The sequence below is a fragment of the Blastococcus sp. SYSU DS0828 genome (genome assembly GCF_054050975.1).
The window spans coordinates 185350-201249 of the sequence record NZ_JBJHAK010000005.1 but is presented as its reverse complement, the minus strand read 5'-3'; the positions used below and the strand labels follow the sequence as shown (position 1 = coordinate 201249).

Genomic DNA, 15900 nt, shown 5'->3' with positions numbered 1-15900 from the left:
CGGCCGCGTCAGCGGCCGCTCACCTCGTATCCGGCTTCCTCGACGGCGGCGTGGACGGCGGCGTCGTCGACCGGCTGCTCGCTGGTGACGGTCAGGCCGCCGGTGGCGAGGTCGACCTCGACGCCGGTCACGCCGGGTACCTGCGAGACCTCCTCGGTGACCGAGCTGACGCAGTGGCCGCAGGTCATGCCGGTGACGGTGTAGCTGGCGGTGGTGGTCATGGGGGGTCCTCTCGGGTGTACGGGTCAGGAGCGGACGAGGCGGGCGATCGCGTCGGTGGCCTCGCGGACCTTCTCCTCGGCCTCCCGGCCACCGGCTCGTGCCGCGTCGACGACGCAGTGGCTCAGGTGCTCCTCGAGCAGCCCCAGTGAGACCGCCTGCAGCGCCTTCGTCATGGCCGAGACCTGGGTGAGGATGTCGATGCAGTACTTCTCGTCCTCCACCATGCGCTGCAGGCCGCGGGCCTGCCCCTCGATCCGCCGCAGGCGCTTGAGGTAGTCGTCCTTGCGGTGGATGTAGCCGTGCGCGTGCTCGTGGTCGTTGCAGGCACCGTCGGTCGTGTCCACGTCGTCCCTCCTGCCGGCGCCGCGCCCCGCGACGCCGAGGAACACCATACCCCCCTAGGGTTATGCGTCAAGTCCGGTCGCGCCCTCCTCTTCCTCCTCCGCCCGGAGCCTGGCCAGGTCGGCCCGGGCCGCGGCGAGCTCGTCCTGCAGGCCGACGATCATCTCGGCCGAGGCGACGGGGTGGCCGTCGTCGAGCAGGCCCCGCATGCGCGCGGCCAGGGCCAGCTGCTGGCGGGAGTAGCGGCGATGACCACCGGGGGAGCGGTGCGGGGAGAGCACGCCCGAGTTGTCCAGGCTGCGCAGGAAGGCGGCCTGCACGCCGAGCAGCTCGGCCGCCTGGCTCATGGTCAGGGCCGGGTAGTCCGGATCGTCCAGTCGGCGCAGCGGATCAGTGCGGTCGGGGTCCATCGCCCGCCTCCGGGTGTCGGGACGCCGCGTCGGGCGTCGAACGGAACAGGGGCCGGGCCCTGGACGGGCCCGGCCCCTGTGGTGCTGACCGGTTCGGCCGCGATCAGCTCTCGACCGCCTTGGCCTCGCGCTGCGCCTCGCCCTCGATGGTGCGGCCCTCGACGGCCGCGGGCGTGTCGGCACGGGTCACGGTGATCTTGCGCGCCTTCGCCTGCTCGGCCACCGGGATGCTGATGGTCAGCACGCCGTCGTGGTAGCTGGCCTCGAGCCGGTCGGTGTCGAGGCTGCGGCCGAGCACCAGCTGACGGGTGTAGCTGCCGAACGGGCGCTCGGCGACCGTCCACTCCGCATTCTCCAGCTGGGGGACCGAGCGCTCGGCGCTCACGGTGAGGGTGTTGCCCTCCACCGAGAGGTCGATCGAGCCGGGGTCCACGCCGGGCAGGTCGAAGTGGGCGACGAAGTTGTCGCCGACCCGGTAGGCGTCCATCGGCATGCCCGAGAGCGGGCGGGCGGTCGCATTCCCGCCACGGCCGGTGAGCTGATCCAGCGCGCGGAAGGCGGCGGACGTGGCGGCGAACGGGTCGTAAGCGGTCAGCATCATGGCTGGAACCTCCTGTGACGGTGGTACTCGTGTTCGCTGCCCGAGGTCTGAACCTCTAGTGGCGGCTACAGATTACCTCGGTCGCGCACCCTGGTAAACGTTCCTCGCGGAAAAATGTTCCCCGCGTCGGCTGCCGGTGGGCCGACCGTCGGGTGCGTGAACCGCGGCCCGGCGGGGCAGGACCGGACCGTGGAGGAGACGACCAACGACTCACCGCACGCCGACGCGCCGTCCGCCGAGCCCTCCGTGTCGCACACGGTCGAGGGGGACACCGCGAGGCTGGTCGTCGGCGGCGAGCTGACCGAGGCCGCGCGCCGGCCACTCGTGCGCACCCTCACCGACCTGCTGCTCGCCGAGCACTCGCTGCAGCGGGTGGAGCTGGACCTGCGTGAGGTCGGCTTCATGAACTCGGCGGGGCTCGCGGTGCTGGTGCAGCTGCAGAAGCTCGGGGTGCCCCGCGGGATCCCCACGGTCCTGGTGCAGCCGCCGTCCTCGGTGTCGCGCCCCCTGCAGCTCACCGGCCTCTGGCACCGCTTCACCGTCGTGACGGACGACGGCCGGGTGGTCACCGAGGCGTCGACCGGCGGGAGCCCCGCGCCGCCGGACCCGCGACACACCTGACCCGGCGCCGGGGCGGCTCCGCGGCCACGGGGCTCCTAGCCTGGCCGGGTGTCGTCCACGCATGCCCACAGCCACGGTCCCGATCCGGACGCGCCCCCGCCCACCGAGGAGGCGCTCGGCCGGCGGCGGCGCGCCGTCTGGTTGATGCTCCTGCTGCTCGTGCCCGTCGGCCTGGCCACGGTCATCGGGCTGATCGCGCTCTGGCCCAGCGGGGAGCCGACCCGGGCGGAACAGGCGGCCGAGCAGGCGCTGCCGCCGGGGACCACCTACCCCGACGGGCGGATCGTCTCGATCGAGACGTTCGACTGCGGCCTCGACCCCGCCGGCCCGCCGCAGACGTGCGCCACCGCCGTGGTGGAGGTCCTCGAGGGCGAGGGTGCCGGGAACTTCGAGCGGGTGGACATGCCGCCGGAGGTGGTCGCCGCCGGCGTCTCGGAGGGGGAGACGCTGGTGCTCACCCGCGACGCGGGCGCCGAGGGTGGCCCGACGTACGCCTTCTGGGACTACGAGCGGAGCACGCCGATCATCGTCCTGGCCGTCGCCTTCGCCCTCGTCGTCGGGCTGGTGGCGCGGCTCCGGGGGCTGGCGTCCCTGGTGGGGTTGGCGTTCGCGTTCTTCGTGCTGCTGCAGTTCGTGCTGCCCGGGTTGCTGAGCGAGGACTCTCCGACGCTGGTCAGCCTGGTCGGCTCCGCGGCAATCATGTTCGTCGTCCTCTACCTGGCGCACGGGTTCTCGGCCCGGACGACCACCGCGCTGGTGGGGACCCTCTTCGGGCTCACCCTGGTCGCGGTCATGGGGTCGCTCGCGGTCTCGGCCGCCCGGCTCACCGGGCTCACCAACGACGAGACCTTCACGCTCCAGCGCTACGACCCGACGCTGAGCTTCTCCGGCCTGGTGCTGGCCGGCATCGTGGTCGCGGGCCTGGGCGTGCTCAACGACGTGACCATCACCCAGGCGTCGGCCATCTGGCAGCTGCACGAGGTCTCCCCGGAGATGACCTGGCGGGAGCTCTACGCCCGCGGCATGGCGGTCGGCCGGGACCACATCGCCTCGACGGTCTACACCATCGTCTTCGCCTACGCCGGGGCGGCGCTGCCCCTCCTCCTGCTGTTCGAGATCTACGCCACGCCCGTCTGGACGCTCATCACCAGCGCAGCCCTGGCCGAGGAGGTCATCCGCACGCTGGTCGGGGCGATCGCGCTGGTGCTCGCCGTCCCGGTGACGACGGCGGCCGGTGCCTTCTTCGCCAAGGCGGCGGACACCCAGGCCGGCACCGCCACGGAGCGAGGGCTGACCGCCCTGCGCACCCGGTTCGCCCGATGAGCCAGGCTGTGCGCGTGACCGACCTGCTCGCCGCCGCCCGGGCGGCCTCCGGCTTCATGCCCGACGACGAGGGCCGCGCCCTGTACGAGGCCGCCCGCGCCATCCCCGTCCCCGGGCCGCTGCTGGAGGTGGGCAGCTGGATGGGCAAGTCGGCCCTCTACCTGGCCGCGGCCGCGCGGGAGACCGGTCGCCAGGTGGTCACCGTCGACCACCACCGGGGCTCCGAGGAGCACCAGCCCGGGTGGGAGTACCACGACCCGTCGCTGGTGGATCCCGCCGTCGGGCGGATCGACACCCTGCCGCGTTTCCGCCGGACCATCGCCGAGGCCGGCGCCGAGGACGTCGTGATCGCCGTCGTCACCCGGTCGGAGACGCTCGCCCCGCTGTGGAGCACGCCGCTCGCGCTGCTGTTCCTCGACGGCAGCCACACCGAGGAGTCCGCGCGCCGCGACCAGGACGCGTGGGTGGCCAAGCTCGCCGTCGGCGGCACGCTCGCCATCCACGACGTCTTCCCCGACCCGGCCGACGGCGGTCAGGCGCCCTACGGCGTCTACCGCCGGGTGCTCGACAGCGGGGAGTTCGATGAGCTGCCGGGCAGCGGGTCGCTGCGGCTGCTGCGCCGCACCGCCTGAGGCGCCCCCGCCGCGGACCGCACCGCACGGCCGCCGTCCGCGTGCTGCAGCGCGCGGACGGCGACCCGTGGGTGAGGTCGGCGCCCACTGCGGAGGCGTCGTCCTGTCGGCACCGGGGTGGAGGATGGCCCGGTGCTCCCACCCGACGACCTCTCCCGCGCGCGGACCGAGGCGCTCGCGCAGATCGAGGCGCTGACCCGCGAGTTCGACGCGATCGTCGCGGCCTCGCAGGCCTCCAACGCCGACGACGAGCACGATCCGGAGGGCGCCACCATCGCGTTCGAGCGCCAGCAGGTGGTCGCGCTGCTGGAACAGGCGCGGCGCCGGCTGGCCGACGTCGATGCCGCGGTCGTCACCGTGGAGAACGGCACCTACGGCCGCTGCGAGACCTGCGGCCGGCCGATCGCGCCGGAGCGGCTCGCCGCCCGCCCCACCGCCCGCACCTGCATCGACTGCGCCCGCTGAGGCGCCGGCCGCGTGGTCACCCGGGGCCGAACACCCCCGACTGCGTCCAGTCGTCGAGCTCGACCTCGTCGTCGGGCAGCTCGCGTCGCAGATCCCGCAGCAGGCGCGGGCCCTCCGCGGCGAAGCGGGCGCGGGCATCCGGATCGCGCCAGCCGCCGTCCCAGTGGAAATGCTCCTGGAAGAGCTCGTTCCAGGCGGCCAGGCGGGCCGTGAGCTCCTCGGAGAGCCCGAGCCGGCCGGGGTCCGTGAGGCCGACGGTCCACAACGGCCACTCGGCCCCGTAGTCCGTCATCAGCCGGACGTGGCGCCGCCCCTGCCCGTTCTCCACGGCTCGCACGGTAGGCCGGCGGCACCCCGGCCGCACGAGGTCTCAGCTGACGTACCGCCGGGCCTTCGAGTTCCGCTGCGCCTCCTCGAGCGCGGCGAACCGGGCCTCGGCGTGCGGCGGCAGCACCCGCCGCTCGCGCAGCACCCACGGCAGGCCGCGGACCGCCTGCACCAGGCCGCGGGCGGTCACCCGGTCGCGGGGCACGGTGCGCAGCAGGTGCACCGTCCGCCGCAGCGCCGGGCGGAACGGACGCCGCAGCCACGTGGTCCACAGGGTGTTGCGGATGCCGTCGGCCCGCCGCTTGTGCGGATCCCGGGCGGTGCTGGCCTGGTGGTGGATGGTCAGCGCGGGCAGGTAGCACAGCTCCCAGCCGCGGGCGGCCAGGTCGCCGGCCATCAGCTCCTCCTCGCCCCCCAGCCACAGCCGCGCGGAGAACCCGCCCACCTCCTCGAACGCCTCCCGGCGCAGCACGGAGGCACCGGCCAGGAAGGAGCCGAGCGCCGGGCCGGGGAGCCAGTCGGCGCCGCGGACGGGGGAGTCGCGCAGCTCGGCGACGATCGGGTCCTCGACACCGCCCGGCTCGACCAGGATCCGGGCGGTGACGACGGCGAGCCGCGGGTGGGCGTCCAGCGTGTCCGCCGCGGTGCGCAGCGCCCCCGGCTCCCACCAGGTGTCGTCGTCGCAGAAGGCGACGTAGGGCGTGTCGAGCCGGGCGACGCCGAGGTTGCGACCGACCGCGCCCAGGTTCTCCGGGCTGGCGATCAGCTCGACCTGCGGGAACTGCTCGCGCACGGCATCGGCGGTGCCGTCGGTCGAGCCGTTGTCCACGACCACGACGTGCGGCTGCTCGGGCAGGGCCACCAGGCGTTCCAGGGCCAGCAGCAGTTCGTCCCGCCGCTGGTGGGTGATGACGACGACGGCCACGCGCGGGTCGGGCCCGGCGGGGCGGTCACCGGTGGCAGCCGCGGGGGTGGTGCCGGTCGTGCTCACGCGCGCTCACCGGCCAGCACGCGCAGGTCCGCCCGCACCGCCGGGGGGACCGGTGCCCGCCGGCGGAGCGCGGCCGGGACGTCGGGCAGCGCCCGCAGCAGGCCCTCGACGCCGGGGCGACCCGCGCGCACGGCCCGCCCGGCCGTCCGGACGACGTCCCGCATCGGGAGCCGCATCGCCGCGGTGAGCAGCCGGCTGCGCCAGATCCCGGTCTGCCGCCGTCCGGGGGCCTCGCGCCGGGGGGACGGGTGGTGGTGCACGGTCACCTCGTCGACGTAGGCCAGCCCCCACCCGGCGGCGGCCAGGTCGAGGGCCAGTCGCTCCTCCTCGCCGGGGAACCGGACCACCGGGTCGAACCCGCCGACGGCCTCGAACGCCTCGGTGCGCACCAGCGCGGCGCAGGCGACGAAGCCCAGCAGCGAGGGGCCGGGCAGGTCCCGCGCGGTGCCGAGGGGGCTCGCGGCCATCTCCGCGCAGACCGGGTCGAGCCGCTCCTCGGGCCCGACCAGGATGCGGGCGTTGAGGAGGGCCAGCCGGGGGTGGGCCCGCATGATCGCCACCGCGCGGGCGAGGTCGCCCGGTGCCCACCACGAGTCGTCGTCGGCGAAGGCGATGAACGGGGTGCGGGCGCGCGCGGCACCCAGCGTCCGGCCGTGGGCGCCCTCGTTGCGGTCCAGCGGCAGCAGCGTCACCTCGGGGTGCGCCTGGCGCACCGCGTCCACGGTGCCGTCGGTGGAGGCGTTGTCGACGAGCACCACCGGGGCCTCGTGACGCGGCAGCGTCGCCAGCAGGTCCTCGCGGCGGTTGCGGCTCGCGACGACGACGGTCACGTCGGGGGAGGGAGCCCGGTCGGTCGGGGAGGGCGCGGTCACGGGGTCACCGTGCCCGCGCCTCCGGCCAGCCAATCAGCGGTCGGAGTGGCGTCCGCCATGCCCGCTGCCGGCAGCGCCCAGGGGTCGGCGAACAGCCCGCTGGCGGGGGAGGCGCCGCAGAGGGCGTCGGCCGCCAGCAGCACGGCCGCGGCGGTCCACGTGGTGCGCTCGACCGGCCACCGCGCGTCGTCCGGGTAGACGAACCCGGTCCAGTAGGAGCCGTCGTCGTCCCGCAGGTGCTGCATCGCGGCCACCTGCTCGAGGGCGGCGTCGCGCTGCCCGGCGACGACCAGGGCCAGCGCGAGCTCGCAGGTCTCGGCCCCGGTCACCCACGGCCGGTCCGCGACGCAGCGGATGCCGAGCCCCGGGACGACGAACCGGTGCCAGTCGCCGGCCAGCCGGTCGCGGGCCGCGGCACCGGTGACGGCGCCGCCGAGCACCGGGTAGTACCAGTCCATGGAGTAGCGGGACCGGTCGGCGAACGCCTCCGGTCGCCGGCGGAGGGCCGTGCCGAGGTCGGCGACGGCCAGCTCCCAATCCGGCTGGGCCTCGCCGGCCAGCTCGGCCAGCGCCAGGCCGCAGCGCAGCGCCTGGAACAGGCTGGCGTTCCCGGTGAGCAGCGCGAGGTCGTCGGGGGTGCCGTCGGGCCGCAGCGCCCACGAGACCGCTCCGCCGGGCAGCTGCATCCGGGTCACCAGGTCCAGGCCGGCCCGCACCGCCGGCCACAGCTCGGTGACCAGCTGCTCGTCCCCGGAGACCAGCCAGGAGTGCCAGAGCCCGACGGCGAGGTAGCCGGCGTGGTTGCTCTCCGCGGCGGGTGCGGACTCCTCGCCGCCGCGGTACTCGGCCGCCCAGCTGCCGTCCGGCCGCTGCCGGCCGGCCAGCCACCGGTAGGCGGCCGCCGCCCGGGCGTGCTCGCCACCCAGGTCCAGCGCCATCGCCGCCTCGACGGAGTCCCAGGGGTCCAGCTGCCCGGTGGCGAACCAGGGGAGCGCGCCGTCGCGATGCTGCTCGCCGGCGATCCAGGCGACCGTCTGCCGCACCTGGTCGGCGCCGAGCACCCCGGGCAGCTCGGGCAGCTCGGGCAGCACCGGGCCGCCCCGGTCAGCGGGCCGCAGCGGACCGCTCCAGGTCCAGCCCGGCCGCCGCGGCCGCGCCGGCCCCGGCCGGCTTGTCGGCGTAGACGACGAAGCTCTTGCCGATCAGCGGGTCGAGGACGCGCTCCAGCGCCCGGGTGAGCCAGGGACGCGTGGTGAGGTCCCAGACCAGCAGCCGGTGGTAGGCCCGGACCGCGGCGGTGTCCTTCTCGACACCGACGGCGCACTTGAGCCACCAGTACGGGGCGTGGAGGGCGTGCGCGTGGTGGCTCGCCCCCGGGACCAGGCCGGCGGTGGCCAGGCGGGCGCGCAGCACCTCGCCGCGGTAGATGCGGATGTGGCCGCCCTCGTTGGCGTGGTACTCGTCCGACAGCGCCCAGCACACCCGCTCGGGGCCGTAGCGCGGCACGGTCACCGCCACCCGGCCACCGGGCTTGAGCACGCGCACGATCTCGGCCATCGCCGCGGCGTCGTCCGGGATGTGCTCGAGCACCTCCGAGGCCATCACCCGGTCGACGCTCGCGTCGGGGAAGGGCAGGTGCAGCAGGTCGCCGCGCACCACCTCGAAGCGCGCACCGGCCGGGGCCTCGCCGGCCTCGGCGATCGCGCCGAGCCAGCGCTTCGTCGTCTCGACCTCGTGCCGGCCCCAGTCGACGGCGACCACGCGCGCGCCGCGGCGGTAGGCCTCGAAGGCGTGCCGCCCCTCGCCGCAGCCCAGGTCGAGGACGGTCATCCCTGGGCGCAGGTCGAGCCGGTCGTAGTCGACGGTCAGCACGGGGTTCCCTTCCGGTCCAGCGTCTCGGCGTACCACTCGGCGGTGCGCGCGGCCGTGGCCCGCCAGGTGTAGGTGTCCAGGACCCGCCGGCGGCCGGCGCGCCCCAGCTGCTCGGCCAGCGAGGGGGAGTCGAGCACCAGCTGCAGGGCGGCGGTCAGCTCGCCGACGTCACCGGCGCGCACCCGCAGCCCCGCCTTCGTGCCGACCACCTCGGGCAGCGCACCGGCGTCGGTGGTCACCAGCGGGGTCGCGCACGCCATGGCCTCCACTGCAGGCAGCGAGAACCCCTCGTAGAGGGAGGGGATCGCCACGACGCTCGCCCGCTGGAACAGCTGGGTCAGCTCCGCCTCGGGCACCGGGCCGGTGAAGCGGACGGCGTCGCGCAGCCCCAGCCGGTCCAGCGCCGCCTCGGCGGGACCGCCGGGCCGGGCGGAGCCCACGACGGTGAGCCGCACGGGTCGCTCCGTGCGCAGCTTCGCCAGCGCCTCCAGCAGGTGCACCAGCCCCTTGAGCGGCACGTCGGCGCTGGTGACCGCGAGGATCGAGTCGGGCTCACGGGGCTGCCCGGCCGGCGGCGGGGTGAACTGGTCGGGGTCGATCCCCACCGGGATGACGCTCATCCGCTCCGGCGCCAGCCCCATGCGGGCGGCGATGTCACGGCGGGAGTTCTCCGACACCGTGGTGACGGCATCCAGCCGCTGGACCACCCGCGCCTGCATGCGGGTGAAGGCGTACCACCGCCGCAGGGTGAGCTTGCGGCGCAGCGTCGGGGCCGCGGCCAGCTCGAGGTCGCGGTCGATGGCGATCGGGTGGTGCACCGTCGCCACCGTGGGCACGCCGGCCCGCACCAGCCGGAGGAGGCCGTAGCCCAGCGACTGGTTGTCGTGCACCACGTCGAACTCGTCCCGCCGGGGCAGCAGGTGGCGGGCGGCGCGCAGGCTGAACGTCAGCGGCTCGGGGAAGCCGGCGGTGCACATCGTGGCCCACTCCGCCACGTCGAGCCAGTCGCGGATCTCCGACGGGCGCGGGGTGCGGAAGGGATCGGGCTCCCGGTAGAGGTCCAGGCTCGGCACGCGGGTGAGCGGCACGCCCTGGTCGAGCTCGGGGTAGGGCTGACCGCTGAGCACCTCGACGCGGTGACCGAGCTCGCGCAGCTCGCGGGAGAGCGCCCGGACGTAGACGCCCTGGCCGCCGCCGTGGGGCTTGCTGCGGTAGGACAGCAGTGCAATGCGCAACGACCGTCCCATGGACCGGACTCTAACGATCGCGCACCGGACGACGGCTACCAGCCGGTAGCCGGACCACCCGGCCGGTCGACGCCGGGCCTGGCACAGTTCCCGCATGATCCGTCACGTCGTGCTCTTCACCTGGTCCCCGGATGCCGACGCCGAGCGGCGGGCGCAGACCATCGAGGCGCTGCGCGGGCTGCGGCGCACGGTCGGCGGGATGACGTCGCTGGTGGTCGCCGACGACGCGGGCCTGGTCGACGGCAACGCCGACACCGTGCTGATCGCCGAGTTCCCCGATGTCGAGGCCTTCCGCCACTACGCGCAGGACCCCGTGCACCTGGCGGTCATCGCCGACCACGTGCGGCCCATCCTGGCCTCGCGGACGGCGATCCAGCACCGGATCTGAGGGGCGGTGCGGTGCCCGCCGACTAGCGTCTTCGCCATGACCTCCGCACAGCGCCTCCCCGGCCGGCACCGTCGTCCCGGCGCCCTGCTGGCCGGGGCGGCCGCCGTCGTGCTGCTGACCGGCTGCGGCGGCGGGGACGCCTCGGACCGCACCGCCGCGGCCGCCTCCTCGGCGGCGGAGGCCTCCGCCGCGCAGGCGACGGAGGCGCCCGGTCTGGCCTCTGGGCTGCTGCCCGCCGACGCCTTCGGTCCCGACGCCACCGTGGTGGCGGTGTCGCCGGAGCAGCTGCGCCTGGGCGCGGGCATCGCGGCCGCCGCGCCGGACGTGCAGATCACCCCGGACAGCTGTCGGGCCGCCGTGGACGGCACCCAGCCCGATCTGGCGGCGTTCGAGGACGTCGCCGCGCAGAGCGCGACCACCGGATCGGCGACGACGGTGCAGATGCTGGTGCGCGGCGGACCGCTGGACGGCGCCGTCGCGCAGATGGCCGACGCCGCCGAGGGCTGCCCCGAGGCGCAGCTCGCCTCCCCGCAGATCGGTGAGGCGGCGGTCTCCTTCGAGAACCTCCCGGTGGCCGACCTGGGTGACGGCTCGGCCCTCGTGCGCTACACGACTGCGATCACCGCCCCCGACGGTTCTCGGGTGACCGTGCCGACGCTGATCGGGGCGGTGGAGGACGACGACCGGCTGCTCCTCCTGGTGTCCCTGGACACCGGGCTCGCCGGCGCCACACCGGCCGACCCGGCACCCTTCGCCGAGCTGCTCCAGCAGGCCTACGAGACGCAGGCCGACGCGCTGGGCTGAGCCGGCCGCCGGCCACGCCGGCCATGCCACGACGGCCCGGCGCTCCGGGCCGTCCCGGGGGTTGCCCTGTCCCGGGGGTTGCCCTGTCCCGGGGGAGGGGGCGACACGGGTAGCGGCCTCGGAGCTCGTGCCCTGCCCGCCCCTGTGGGCAGGGCACGAGCTCCGCCAGGCCCCCCACCCGGAGTCGTCCCGGACCCGCGGCGGGACGGCGTGCTCCGCGGGCGGTTGCGCCCTGCCCGCTCCGGTGGGCTGAGGCGTCCACAGGAGCGGTCGCCGTCCACAGATCGACCCGGGGCCGCTCGCCGCGGCCCGGGCGCGAGCAGGGTCGCCGCATGGACGTGCCCACCGCGCAGCACCCCGCCGACCAGCTGGAGATCCGGCTCTCCGACCCCGGGGAGGTGGCCGCTGCGCTACCGCACCTGCTGGGCTTCCACCCGGCCGAGTCGATCGTGCTGATCGGCCTGGGCGGCCCGTCGGGCGGGCGGGTCGGGCTCACGGTCCGGGGCGACCTCCCCCCGTCGGGCGACGGCGCGGGGATCGCGCGGCTGCTGGTCGACAGCCTGCACAGCGACCGGCCCGCGGCCGCGCTGGTCGTGGTGGTCTCCGAGGCGCCCGACGACACCGGTCAGGGCGGCGCGGAGGAGGGGCCGGCCGGCGTCCTGCCGCACCGGACGCTGGTGCACGAACTCGTCCTGGCCCTGGCCGCCACCGGCATCGCCCCGCGCGACGCGCTGCTCGTCCGGCGCGGGCGCTGGTGGTCCTACGACTGCCCGCACCCCTGCTGCGCACCGTCGGCGGGGACGCCCCTGCCCGGCGGGGTCAGTGCGCTGGCGGCCGCCGCGATCAGCACCGGGCAGGTGGTGGCCCCCGACCGGGCGGCGCTGGCCGAGCGCCTCACCTCGCCGCCCGGGCCGGGTGGGGGCATGCGGGCCGCCTGTCTCCGCGCCGCCGAGGAGCGCTCGGCCCGGCTCCGGGAGGTGGGGTGGGCGGCGCTGGCCGAGGAGTCGTGGGCCGCGGTCCGGCGGGCGGTCGCGCGGTACCGGCCGGGCCCGTCCGGCGAGGGACCGCTCGGTGGTGACGAGCTGGCCGGTCTGGCCTGGGCGCTGCGCGACGTGCAGGTGCGCGACCGCGCCCTGCAGCTGGCGCTCGGCGCCGACGCCGCAGCGGCGGAGGTGCTCTGGACCGAGTGCGCCCGGCGGTTGCCCGCGCCGCTCGACGCGGCCCCGGCCACCCTGCTGGCGGTCAGCGCCTGGTTGCGCGGCGACGGGGCGATGGCCGGCATCGCCCTCGACCGGGCCCTGGACGGCGATCCCGGGTACAGCCTGGCCCATCTGCTCCGCCAGGCCCTGGATGCCTGCCTGCCGCCGGCGGGGCTGCGCGACCTGCTGGCGCGGGCTGGCACCGACGGCGGCAGCCGCCAGCCGGGGTGAGCCGTGCGCCGGTCCTCAGAGCAGCTCGGGCCGCCGCCACTGCTCGCCACGCACGTGCTCGGCCAGGAAGGCGAGCACGGTCTCATACCAGAGGCGGCTGTTCCCCGGCGTCAGCACCCAGTGGTTCTCGTCGGGGAAGTAGAGGAACTTCGAGGGGACGCCGCGCTTCTGCAGGCCGTACCAGAGCGCCAGTGCCTCACCGATCGGCACCCGGTAGTCCCTGTCGCCGTGGATGACCAGCATCGGGGTGCGGATCTGGTCCACGTAGCGGTGCGGGGAGTTCTGCTCGTACCGCCGCGGTTCGGTGAACGGGTCACCCCACTCCTTCTCCCAGTAGTACGCGGCGTCGGTGGTGCCGGTGAACTGCTCGAGGTTCCACAGGCTGGCGTGGGTGACGATCGCCCGGAACCGGTCGGTCCGGGTGGCGATCCAGTTGGCCATGTAGCCGCCGAAGGAGCCGCCCATCGCCGCCGTCCGTGCGGCGTCGACGTCGGGTCGCTGCTCCGCGGCGTCCACCGCCGCCATCAGGTCGGTGTAGGGGGTGTCGCCCCACTCGCCCCAGCCCCGGCGCACGAAATCCTGGCCGAAGCCCTGGGACAGCGCCGGGTTGGGCAGGAGGACCGCGTAGCCCTGGGCCGCCAGCACCCACGGGCACCAGCGCCAGGACCACGAGTTCCAGCTCATCAGCGGGCCGCCGTGGATCCAGAGCACCAGCGGGGCCGGTGCCTCCGCCGAGGCCCCGTCGGGTAGCACCAGCCACGACTGCACGCGGGTGCCGTCGGCCGCGGTCGCCTCCACCTCGTGCAGGCTGCCGGGCAGCCGGTCGATCGCCGCCGGGCTCGGCAGCGGCTCCGGGTCCTGCATCGGGGCCGTCGGGTCCAGGCGGACCGGCAGCGGCGGCGAGTCGTACGCGGACCGCAGGGCGTACAGCGCGCTGCCGTCCCGGGCGACCTGCAGGTGGCTGTAGGCGCCGTCGGCGGTGAGCCGCACCGGCTCCCCGCCGTCGACGGGTACGCAGAAGATCGCGTGCCGGCCGTCCTCGTCGGCGAGGAAGTGGACGGCGGTGCCGTCGGCGGCGAACTGCGGTGCGCTCGGCCAGCGGTCGAAGTCGGGGGTCAGCTCCCGGGCGGAGCCGTCGGCGACCTCGACCAGGAGCAACGTGTAGTCCGGCGGCTCGGCGTAGGAGGACATCGCCTCCCGTACGCAGACCAGGCGGGCGCCGTCCGGGGAGAAGGCCGCGGAGTGGACGTCGGCCAGCGGGTCGTCCACCAGCACCCGCGTGTCGCCGGAGCCGGTGTCGGTGAGCACCAGCCGGGTGCGCCGGCCGGCCGGCCCGTCGGGCACCTCCTCGGCCCGGGCCAGCAGGCGGCCGTCGGGGGAGAGCGCGATGTCGTCGCCCGACCCGTTGGGCGGGGACGCGTCCGGGGTCAGGTCGCGCAGCTCCACCGGCGGGTTGCCGGCCGGCTGCTCCTCGGTCGGGAGCTGCCCGGCCCAGAACAGGTGCGGAGCCGCCGGTCCGAGGTCGTGGTCCCAGTACCGCACCGGGTACGCCTCGTGCAGGATCGCCGAGACCCCGGCCTCGCTCCGGGCCTTGCGCCGCTCCTCGTCGGCATCCGGGTCGGAGCCGCCGGGCATGGTGGCGGAGACGACCACGACGTCCCCGCTGCCGGCGGCGACGACGAAGGAGCCGATGCCCCCCGGGCGTCCCAGCACCGGCCGGGCCTCGCCTCCCTCGGCGGGGAGGCGCCACAGCGACGGCTTCGGCTCGGCCGCCGGCTCCGCGCCGGGGTCGGGCCGGGCCGAGGTGAACAGCAGCGAGCCGTCCGGCGCCCAGGCGGGGGCGGATTCGCCCGGTGCGCTGCGGGTGAGCCGCCGGGCGGGCCGCGCACCCCGCGGGTCGAGCTCCCACACCGCCGACTGCCACTTCTTGCCCTCGCGGTCCAGCGTCTGCAGCGAGACCGCCAGCCGGGTCCCGTCCGGAGAGAGCGCCAGGGCGCCGATCCGCGGCAACGCGGTGAAATCGGCCAGCCGGTGGAACGGCGTGGGTGCCGGCTCGGGGGAGGTGTCTGCGGGTGCCGGAGCGGACGAGCTCACCAGGGCCTTCTCTCGCACGGCAGCGGGGGACCGCCTCACCGTAGTGAGCCGGGCAGCGCCCCGCTGTGCGTCAGCGCACGTCCCAGGCCTGGAGGAACTCCTCCGGGCCCAGCGTCGCCAGCTCCGTGTCCACCGCCCGCAGCATGTCCCCGGCCGCGAACGGGTCACCGGCCGGGAAGCGCAGCACCTCCCTGCCGTCGTCCCGTCGGGTCACCACGACGTCGTGCACCGACGGCGCGGGCAGCAGGCCCCACAGGAGCCCGGAGGCGAACGCCCCGGCCACCCGCAGGCGGTGCAGCAGCGCCCCGCCGGGCCGGGGCAGCAGCCGCGCGAGGAACACCTCGGCGGCCCGGGGAGCCGTCGCCGCGTGCTCGTCCACGCCCACCTCCTGCATCCGGTCGGCTCAGAGGCGCGGCGCGGCCTCGAGCGGGGTCAGCTCCTCGTCGACGGCGCTCACGAACATGTGCTGGGCGACACCGGCGGGCAGCACGTACCCGTCCAGGCTCACCGATCCGTCGACCAGCTGGGCCGTCATGGTGACGCCCGGGCGCACCCCGTGGTCGGCCAGCGCACGCAGCAGCTCGGCGTTCTCCTGCAGCTGCTCGCTGATCCGGCGGATCACCACCGGCCGGCCCTCTGCCGAGGCGGTGGTCGACAGCAGCGTCAGGGAGTCGAGGACCGCGGAGGTCTCACCGCCCAGCGGTTCGTCGCCGCGCAGGGCCTCCAGCCCGGGGATCGGGTTGCCGAACGGCGACACGGTGGGGTTGCCGAGCAGGGACAGCAGACGGCGCTCGACCGCCTCGCTCATCACGTGCTCCCAGCGGCAGGCCTCCTCGTGGACGTCGGCGTAGTCCAGGCCGATCACGTCCACGAGCAGGCACTCCGCGAGCCGGTGCTTGCGCATGACCGCGGTGGCCAGCTGGCGGCCCTCCTCGGAGAGCTGCAGGTGCCGGTCGCCCTCGACGGTCAGGAGGCCGTCGCGCTCCATCCGGGCGACCGTCTGGCTCACCGTCGGACCGCTCTGGTGCAGGCGCTCGGCGATGCGGGCCCGGAGCGGGACGATGCCCTCTTCCTCCAGCTCGAAGATCGTCCGGAGGTACATCTCGGTCGTGTCGATGAGGTCGTTCACAGGTCTCCTCCGTGTCGGCGTCCAGTCTACGGGGCCGGAGGGCGGTCACCGGCCCCCCGGCGAGCGGTCTCGCCGAGGTACCGGTCACCACGGGACCCGGTAGCGTCGGCGACCGAGCCGCCGCGCCCGG

General features: G+C 75.6%; 20 protein-coding genes. 7 read left to right on the top strand and 13 right to left on the bottom strand.

Annotated features, from left to right (window positions below; genetic code table 11):
• Nucleotides 1–8: 8 nt before the first annotated feature.
• The 4 genes from ACI79Q_RS06170 to ACI79Q_RS06155 all read right to left on the bottom strand — a co-directional run bounded on the left by ACI79Q_RS06170 (nucleotide 9) and on the right by ACI79Q_RS06155 (nucleotide 1575).
• Complete coding sequence (locus ACI79Q_RS06170) at nucleotides 9–221, bottom strand: heavy-metal-associated domain-containing protein (RefSeq protein WP_456598567.1); 213 nt, start codon at nucleotides 219–221, stop codon at nucleotides 9–11.
• 24 nt (nucleotides 222–245) lie between these two features.
• Nucleotides 246–566 (bottom strand): metal-sensitive transcriptional regulator, encoded by a 321-nt coding sequence (locus tag ACI79Q_RS06165; RefSeq protein ID WP_456590994.1) that lies wholly within the window; start codon nucleotides 564–566, stop codon nucleotides 246–248.
• Between the two features lie 60 nt (nucleotides 567–626).
• Nucleotides 627–974, bottom strand: coding sequence for a helix-turn-helix domain-containing protein (locus ACI79Q_RS06160; RefSeq protein WP_456590993.1), 348 nt, complete (start codon nucleotides 972–974; stop codon nucleotides 627–629).
• A 103-nt stretch (nucleotides 975–1077) separates the two neighbouring features.
• On the bottom strand, nucleotides 1078–1575 hold the full coding sequence (locus tag ACI79Q_RS06155; protein ID WP_456590992.1) for an Hsp20/alpha crystallin family protein: 498 nt from the start codon (nucleotides 1573–1575) through the stop codon (nucleotides 1078–1080).
• A 156-nt stretch (nucleotides 1576–1731) separates the two neighbouring features.
• Between ACI79Q_RS06155 and ACI79Q_RS06150 the strand changes: the two genes are divergently transcribed.
• The 4 genes from ACI79Q_RS06150 (at nucleotide 1732) to ACI79Q_RS06135 (ending at nucleotide 4616) form a co-directional block, all read left to right on the top strand.
• Nucleotides 1732–2196 carry an STAS domain-containing protein gene (locus ACI79Q_RS06150; protein WP_456590991.1) on the top strand — a complete coding sequence of 155 codons (465 nt, stop codon included), beginning with the start codon at nucleotides 1732–1734 and terminating at the stop codon, nucleotides 2194–2196.
• A gap of 48 nt (nucleotides 2197–2244) precedes the next feature.
• Nucleotides 2245–3519 carry a YibE/F family protein gene (locus ACI79Q_RS06145; RefSeq protein ID WP_456590990.1) on the top strand — a complete coding sequence of 425 codons (1275 nt, stop codon included), beginning with the start codon at nucleotides 2245–2247 and terminating at the stop codon, nucleotides 3517–3519.
• A 14-nt stretch (nucleotides 3520–3533) separates the two neighbouring features.
• Complete coding sequence (locus ACI79Q_RS06140) at nucleotides 3534–4151, top strand: class I SAM-dependent methyltransferase (protein WP_456598566.1); 618 nt, start codon at nucleotides 3534–3536, stop codon at nucleotides 4149–4151.
• Nucleotides 4152–4283: 132 nt separating this feature from the next.
• Nucleotides 4284–4616, top strand: a complete 333-nt coding sequence (locus ACI79Q_RS06135) for a TraR/DksA family transcriptional regulator (protein ID WP_456614388.1) — start codon at nucleotides 4284–4286, stop codon at nucleotides 4614–4616.
• 16 nt (nucleotides 4617–4632) lie between these two features.
• On the opposite strand, the gene ACI79Q_RS06130 is transcribed toward ACI79Q_RS06135, so the two are convergent.
• From ACI79Q_RS06130 to ACI79Q_RS06105, 6 genes are read right to left on the bottom strand one after another with little or no spacing between them, the layout of a single operon-like run.
• The gene (locus ACI79Q_RS06130) at nucleotides 4633–4944 is read right to left on the bottom strand and encodes a hypothetical protein (RefSeq protein ID WP_456590987.1); all 312 of its coding nucleotides are present in this window, start codon (nucleotides 4942–4944) and stop codon (nucleotides 4633–4635) included.
• A 42-nt stretch (nucleotides 4945–4986) separates the two neighbouring features.
• Complete coding sequence (locus ACI79Q_RS06125) at nucleotides 4987–5934, bottom strand: glycosyltransferase family 2 protein (RefSeq protein ID WP_456614387.1); 948 nt, start codon at nucleotides 5932–5934, stop codon at nucleotides 4987–4989.
• A complete protein-coding gene (locus ACI79Q_RS06120) occupies nucleotides 5931–6806 on the bottom strand; it encodes a glycosyltransferase family 2 protein (protein ID WP_456614386.1) in 876 nt (291 codons plus the stop codon). The genes ACI79Q_RS06125 and ACI79Q_RS06120 overlap by 4 nt, the downstream gene beginning before the upstream one ends.
• Nucleotides 6803–7897: a prenyltransferase gene (locus ACI79Q_RS06115; RefSeq protein ID WP_456614385.1), complete on the bottom strand. Its 1095-nt coding sequence runs from the start codon at nucleotides 7895–7897 to the stop codon at nucleotides 6803–6805. The genes ACI79Q_RS06120 and ACI79Q_RS06115 overlap by 4 nt, the downstream gene beginning before the upstream one ends.
• A 13-nt stretch (nucleotides 7898–7910) precedes the next feature.
• Nucleotides 7911–8678 (bottom strand): class I SAM-dependent methyltransferase, encoded by a 768-nt coding sequence (locus tag ACI79Q_RS06110; protein WP_456590983.1) that lies wholly within the window; start codon nucleotides 8676–8678, stop codon nucleotides 7911–7913.
• Nucleotides 8672–9925 (bottom strand): glycosyltransferase family 4 protein, encoded by a 1254-nt coding sequence (locus ACI79Q_RS06105; protein WP_456598563.1) that lies wholly within the window; start codon nucleotides 9923–9925, stop codon nucleotides 8672–8674. The genes ACI79Q_RS06110 and ACI79Q_RS06105 overlap by 7 nt, the downstream gene beginning before the upstream one ends.
• A 94-nt stretch (nucleotides 9926–10019) precedes the next feature.
• Here ACI79Q_RS06105 and ACI79Q_RS06100 point away from each other — a divergent pair, with 94 nt between their 5' ends.
• The 3 genes from ACI79Q_RS06100 (at nucleotide 10020) to ACI79Q_RS06090 (ending at nucleotide 12547) form a co-directional block, all read left to right on the top strand.
• On the top strand, nucleotides 10020–10313 hold the full coding sequence (locus ACI79Q_RS06100; protein WP_456590981.1) for a Dabb family protein: 294 nt from the start codon (nucleotides 10020–10022) through the stop codon (nucleotides 10311–10313).
• Nucleotides 10314–10349: 36 nt separating this feature from the next.
• On the top strand, nucleotides 10350–11117 hold the full coding sequence (locus ACI79Q_RS06095) for a hypothetical protein (RefSeq protein WP_456614384.1): 768 nt from the start codon (nucleotides 10350–10352) through the stop codon (nucleotides 11115–11117).
• Nucleotides 11118–11449: 332 nt separating this feature from the next.
• Entirely contained in the window at nucleotides 11450–12547 is a 1098-nt protein-coding gene (locus ACI79Q_RS06090; RefSeq protein WP_456614383.1) for a DUF4192 domain-containing protein, read from the top strand.
• Between the two features lie 15 nt (nucleotides 12548–12562).
• Here ACI79Q_RS06090 and ACI79Q_RS06085 read toward each other — a convergent pair whose 3' ends face one another.
• The 3 genes from ACI79Q_RS06085 to ACI79Q_RS06075 form a co-directional block, all read right to left on the bottom strand.
• Nucleotides 12563–14641: a S9 family peptidase gene (locus tag ACI79Q_RS06085; protein ID WP_456590978.1), complete on the bottom strand. Its 2079-nt coding sequence runs from the start codon at nucleotides 14639–14641 to the stop codon at nucleotides 12563–12565.
• A 70-nt stretch (nucleotides 14642–14711) separates the two neighbouring features.
• A complete protein-coding gene (locus ACI79Q_RS06080) occupies nucleotides 14712–15020 on the bottom strand; it encodes a hypothetical protein (RefSeq protein WP_456590977.1) in 309 nt (102 codons plus the stop codon).
• Nucleotides 15021–15044: 24 nt separating this feature from the next.
• Nucleotides 15045–15770 (bottom strand): metal-dependent transcriptional regulator, encoded by a 726-nt coding sequence (locus ACI79Q_RS06075; protein WP_456590976.1) that lies wholly within the window; start codon nucleotides 15768–15770, stop codon nucleotides 15045–15047.
• Nucleotides 15771–15900: the final 130 nt, after the last annotated feature.